The organism is Binatus sp. (SeqCode), from assembly GCF_035272065.1.
Taxonomy (GTDB): domain Bacteria; phylum Desulfobacterota; class Binatia; order Binatales; family Binataceae; genus Binatus.
This window is the reverse complement of record NZ_DATEQZ010000054.1, coordinates 1-2,079: the sequence shown is the minus strand read 5'-3', so window position 1 is coordinate 2,079 and position 2,079 is coordinate 1. Positions and strand designations below refer to the sequence as shown.

The 2,079-nt window shown below is 61.2% G+C and carries 2 protein-coding genes; one reads left to right on the top strand and one right to left on the bottom strand.

Going from position 1 to position 2,079, the window contains the following annotated elements; genetic code table 11:
• Positions 1-13: 13 nt before the first annotated feature.
• Positions 14-874 (bottom strand): FAD-dependent oxidoreductase, encoded by an 861-nt coding sequence (locus tag VJX68_RS10730; protein ID WP_324095683.1) that lies wholly within the window; start codon positions 872-874, stop codon positions 14-16.
• A gap of 252 nt (positions 875-1,126) precedes the next feature.
• Between VJX68_RS10730 and VJX68_RS10725 the strand changes: the two genes are divergently transcribed.
• Positions 1,127-1,972, top strand: a complete 846-nt coding sequence (locus tag VJX68_RS10725) for a hypothetical protein (protein WP_324095682.1) — start codon at positions 1,127-1,129, stop codon at positions 1,970-1,972.
• Positions 1,973-2,079: the final 107 nt, after the last annotated feature.

Genomic DNA, 2,079 nt, shown 5'->3' with positions numbered 1-2,079 from the left:
GACCGGCGAGGGCCTAACCTGAGATGCCAGTTGGAAAGCCGAGATAGTTCTCGATGCGCGCGCTCGCGCCTGCTTGGCCCCCGAACGAGCGGCACTCGATGGCGATGACCCGCAGTCCCTCCGACGCCGCGTAGACGGCTGTGGCGAGGCCGGCAGGCCCCGCCCCGACCACCGCGACATCGAACAACTCATCGCGCTCGAGCGTGTCCAGCATGCCCAGACAACGGGCAAGCGAGTCTTCTGAAGGGGTAAGGAGCATCGAGCCGTTCGGACACGCGACCAGCACATCCCGGGCGCCTGCGCCGTATTGAGTCAACAGCAGGGCGGCGGCATTATCCTGCGATGGGTCGACGGCATGATGCGGCTGGCCGTTGCGTCGCAGAAAATTCTCCAGGCGCAGCATATCGGGGGATTGCAGATCGCCAATCAACACAGGACCGCTGCCGCCGGATTCGATATGGGCGACGCGGCGCAGGATCAGCGCGCGGACGATCCGTTCGCCGAGCTCGGCTTCGGCGACGATCAGCGCATGAAGCCGATCGGGCGGGATCAGTAGCGCTTCGACATCATCATCCGCGTCGGCATCGACCACCGCGACGCCGGTCGAGAGCTGAGCGACCTCGCCGGTGAATTGACCCGGTCCGTGGCGCACGACTTGCGCCGTGCGGCCGAGGCCGTCGCGCGCGGTCATCGTCAAAGCGCCTTTCAGCACCAAGAACATGCCGGGCGTCCGCTCTCCCGCCGCAAACAGCCGCTCGCCGCGGCGGTATTGCCGACGTTCACCAAACCGCTCGACGCGCGAGATGTCAGCCTCGCCGAGTACTGGAAAGGCCTGATCGCGGCGCCCCGCGATGACGCTATCGTATGGGTTCACTTGGATTTGCCCTCGTCACGCATGCGCCAAACACTCGCCTGGGCTTCCTAGATATTACCTTGCTCCTACCACGACCGACCGTTCCGGATCCCGGCCCGGATCTATTTTGTCGAGCGAGGCGGCACGTTCGAGAAAAGGAACCCCCAGTCCCTCCGCCATGGTCGGGTGCGCGAGAACGGCTTCGCGGAGCCGCATGTACGGCACGCCCGCCAACATCGCCATCTCGACTACGGCCAGCCCCGCGATAGAAATATGGGTGAACTGCGGGTTTGCCGGGTTTGCCGGCGCACTCGTTCCGCGGCCGAATACCCACGCGCGCGCTATCTTTCGCAACAATTCGTCGAGGAACTGTGCTCCGCACAGGGCATCACGGACTCGCTGACGCAGGAAATGGAACGAGTGATTTTTGAGAGTCACTCCGCCGAAGATAAGGACGGCGTCGCGGACTTTGACGAGCTTTTGGAGATACGCACTACCCGGCTTCGTGACGCCCGTAGTCGCGAGGAAAGTGCGATTGCGACCTTGTCCGATAGGATCAGCATAGAGCTCGAAAAGCGTCAATTGGTGGCAGGCCTCGCTAAACAAATTGAGGACAAGCAGCAGCTGATTTCGGGATATACGAAAGATCGCAGCAAACTTGCGTCGAAAGGCAGCGAGGAGCGCGTCAAGCAGCTCACAGAGCTTACCACTGCTGCCGAAAAGGTGCGAAGTTACCCGCGCTTCTTCGCGGCGCAGGAACAGTCATTGCTCTCGCTGCTGGACGAGGTAGAAAACGTCCGCACGCACCAAGCTCCCGAAGGACTCCGGCGCACTCAGGAACGGTATAAAGCATCCGCTCTCCAACCTACCGACTGGCCACCCTTCCTTCTCGACTACAAGGGCGATGTTGACGCCTGCCTCGAGAAACACCTCGCGAAGTGTCGCGACGGTGCCCGGTCATGGAAGGGGACGCCTCAACCCAGAAATGCCGACCTGACAATCTCGCGTCTTCTGGCAAATGCCAGCCTAGACCAGCAGCCGCTCTCGCAACTTGAAGCCGAAAACGATCGTATTGAGAAACAGATTAGAGCAGAATCCGATCATCCTGTATCGTCCTGATAACCGCAGGATTTAAAGTAATTTATACATTCTGAGGGCTTGAAGATTTCGGCGCAGGATTCGAGGGCGCGGATCAGACCCGCGACGGTCCGTTCGGCGAGTTTGCG